3 protein-coding genes are annotated in these 2836 nt (G+C 63.2%); all 3 read left to right on the forward strand.

The genetic code is table 11. The annotated features are described in order from the left end of the window. Nucleotides 1-666: TolC family protein (locus QZ189_RS11030; RefSeq protein WP_296421790.1), on the forward strand; the 666-nt coding region annotated here is incomplete at its 5' end. 79 nt (nt 667-745) lie between these two features. Beyond that, nucleotides 746-2086: a BCD family MFS transporter gene (locus tag QZ189_RS11035; protein ID WP_363155750.1), complete on the forward strand. Its 1341-nt coding sequence runs from the start codon at nt 746-748 to the stop codon at nt 2084-2086. A 2-nt stretch (nt 2087-2088) separates the two neighbouring features. Next, nucleotides 2089-2836: inositol monophosphatase family protein (locus tag QZ189_RS11040; protein WP_296421792.1), on the forward strand; the 748-nt coding region annotated here is incomplete at its 3' end.

Raw genomic sequence — 2836 nt, forward strand, 5'->3', positions numbered from 1 at the left:
TCGAACAGCAACGCCAACGCCTCCTTGGGTGCTGTGCAGCCGTTCTTGAGCATCATCAATAACTTCGTGACAGGCCGAACCTTTGGCTACGCCGGTCTGAATGCCAATACCGACGAGGGTTTTGGCATCAGCTCTGGCCAAACCTGGGCTACCGACAACACGGTGGGTCTGAACCTGCGCTGGTCGATCTTTGATGGCGGCCGCGCCCGGGCGCAGTACCGCCAGTCCAAGCAACAGGCTCAAGAAAACGCTTTCCGCTTCGCGGACACCCGCGATCGCGTTCGCTTCGAGGTGGAGCAGAGCTTTAACGATTTGCGGGCTGATACACGCACGATTCAGACCACCTCACGCGAGGTGCTCTCCTCCCGTGAATCGCTCCGCTTGGCTCGCCTGCGCTTTCAGGCCGGTGTGACCACCCAGCGAGAGGTCGTGGATAACCAGCGGGACTTGACTCAGGCCCAGCTGCGTTATGCACGAGCTCTCGCTGACTACAACAACGGTCTTTCGGAGTTGCGACGCCGCACGGGTCTGGATCAGATCGCCATCTGCCAGCCGCCCAAGCTCTCGGCGATCAAGCCGCTTGAGGACGAGACCTACACCGTTCCTGTCCCGCCTGAGCCCCTGCCGCCAGCCTGCTCCGCTCCCTATCCGGCGGCCAAGAGCTAGGTCTTAGTCCGACTAACGTCAGTGACCAGCTGAGCGACTGCAGCTGTCTCTTCCTCTTCCTCGTCTGATCCGTCTGGGGTTGTTCCAGGGGTGCCTGGGCTGTCTGGCGGTGATCTTTGTCGGGATGCTCAACCGGGTGATGCTCACGGAGCTGGGTTTCCCTGGGCTGCTGGTGGGTGGTGCCCTGGCCCTTGAGCAGGTGGTGGCCCCGGCGCGCATCCTGTTCGGACAGATCTCCGATAGCCGGCCCTGGGCCGGCAGACACCGCACCCCCTACATCTGGCTGGGTTCGGCCTTGTTCTGCAGCTTGGCGGTGCTGTTGATCCCGCTGATTTTCCGCCTGCATGCCGCCTTCGGTTCAGGGGATGCTGGGGCGATTACGGCTGGGATTGCGGCGATCTGTGCGGTGGTGGCTTGCTACGGCCTGGCGGTCTCGCTGGCGACGACGCCCTACCTGGCCCTGGTGATTGACCTGACGAGCGAGGAGGAACGCCCCCGGGCGGTGGGCTTGATTTGGTGTCTGCTCACCGTGGGCATCGTGGTGGGTGCGATTGCCACCAGCATTTGTTTGAAGGGGCTGGATGGGGTGAGTGACCCAGCGCTGCTTGAGCCAGCGCTGTTCCAGTTCTTGGCTCGCGTGGCCGTGGTGGTGTTTGCCCTGACGGTCTTTGCGACCTGGGGCGTGGAGCCCCATGCGAGTGAGCGGGCGATTAGTCGCTCGGAGGACCGTGAGGATGCGATCACCCTGGGGGATGCCTGGCGCCTGATCACCTGCAGCCGTCAGGTGCTGGTCTTTTTCTGCTTCCTGCTGGCGTTCACCTTGGCGGTCTTCCTGCAGGACCCGATCCTGGAGAGCTACGGCGCGGAGGTGTTCGGTCTGCCGATCGCTGCGACGGCTTCCTTGAGTGCGGTTTGGGGGGTGGGAACCCTGCTGGGTTTGCTGCTGGCCGGGCTCTGGTTGGTTCCCAAGCTTGGGAAGTTCAGCGCGGCTCGGCTGGGCTGTCAGCTGATCCTGCTGTCGCTGCTGCTGTTGGCGGGCGTCGGGGTGCTGGCTGATCCGAATGCATTGCGGATCGTGCTGTTTCTGTTCGGACTGGCGACAGGGATCGGAACCAATGCCACCTTGGTTTTGATGCTGGATCTCACCCTTCCTGCTGTCGCTGGCACCTTTGTCGGTGTCTGGGGCCTGGCCCAGGCCTACTCACGGGCGTTGGGCAAGGTGATGGGTGGGGGTCTGTTGGATGCAGCGCGCTGGGTGTTGCCTGAGGCACCAGCGCATGTGGCCTACGGGCTGGTGCTGCTGTTTGAGGCGTCCATCGCGGTTCTGGCCTTGGTGCTGTTGAGCCGCGTCAGCCTGAAGCAATTCCGGGCGGATACAGCCGGCAATCTCGATCGTGTTCTCGCTGCGGAGCTGGGGTGACGATGCTTTCTCTTGCGATGCCAGAAGGCTTGGAGCAGCTGGGGCTACTGCTGGATCAGGTGGCCGAGCGACAGCGACAGGACTTTGGCCAGCTGGATTCCGAAGCCAAGGCCGACGGGAGCCTGATCACGGCCTGTGACCGCTGGAGCGATGCCACCTTGGTCAAAGGTTTGGCTGAGCTCTATCCCGGTGAGGGGGTGCTGAGCGAGGAAGGCAGTCAGTCGGTTCCGACCTCGGAGGCCTATTGGGTGGTGGATCCCCTGGATGGGACGACCAACTTCGCGGCGGGGATTCCCTATTGGGCGATTTCCCTGGCCCGCTTTGAGAACGGAGTCCCGGTGCTGGGGGTGTTGGACGTACCGCCCCTGCGTCAGCGGATCGTGGCGATTCGAGGCGGTGGAGCCTGGCGGAAGGACAAGAAATTGGGTGCCCCTTCGGCCCGCAATCAGGTGGCCGGTTGTGCGTCCCTTTGCAGCCGCTCGATTGGGGTGCTGCAGAAGCTTCCGAATCAGCGTTTCCCAGGGAAGATTCGGCTGCTGGGGGTGGCCAGCTTGAACCTGGTGAGTGTGGGGATGGGGCAGACCATCTCGGCCTTGGAGGCCACACCGAAGATTTGGGACCTGGCTGCCGCATGGCTGGTGCTCCAGGAACTGAATTGCCCGATGGATTGGCTGGTGCGGGATCCAGCTCAGCTCAGGCCCGGCGAGGATCTAAGTGAGGCCAACTTCCCCGTGCTGGCGGCGCGCAACG

Source organism: Vulcanococcus sp. CPBay_Sum15L08_68, from assembly GCF_017855895.1.
Classification (GTDB): Bacteria; Cyanobacteriota; Cyanobacteriia; order PCC-6307; family Cyanobiaceae; genus Vulcanococcus.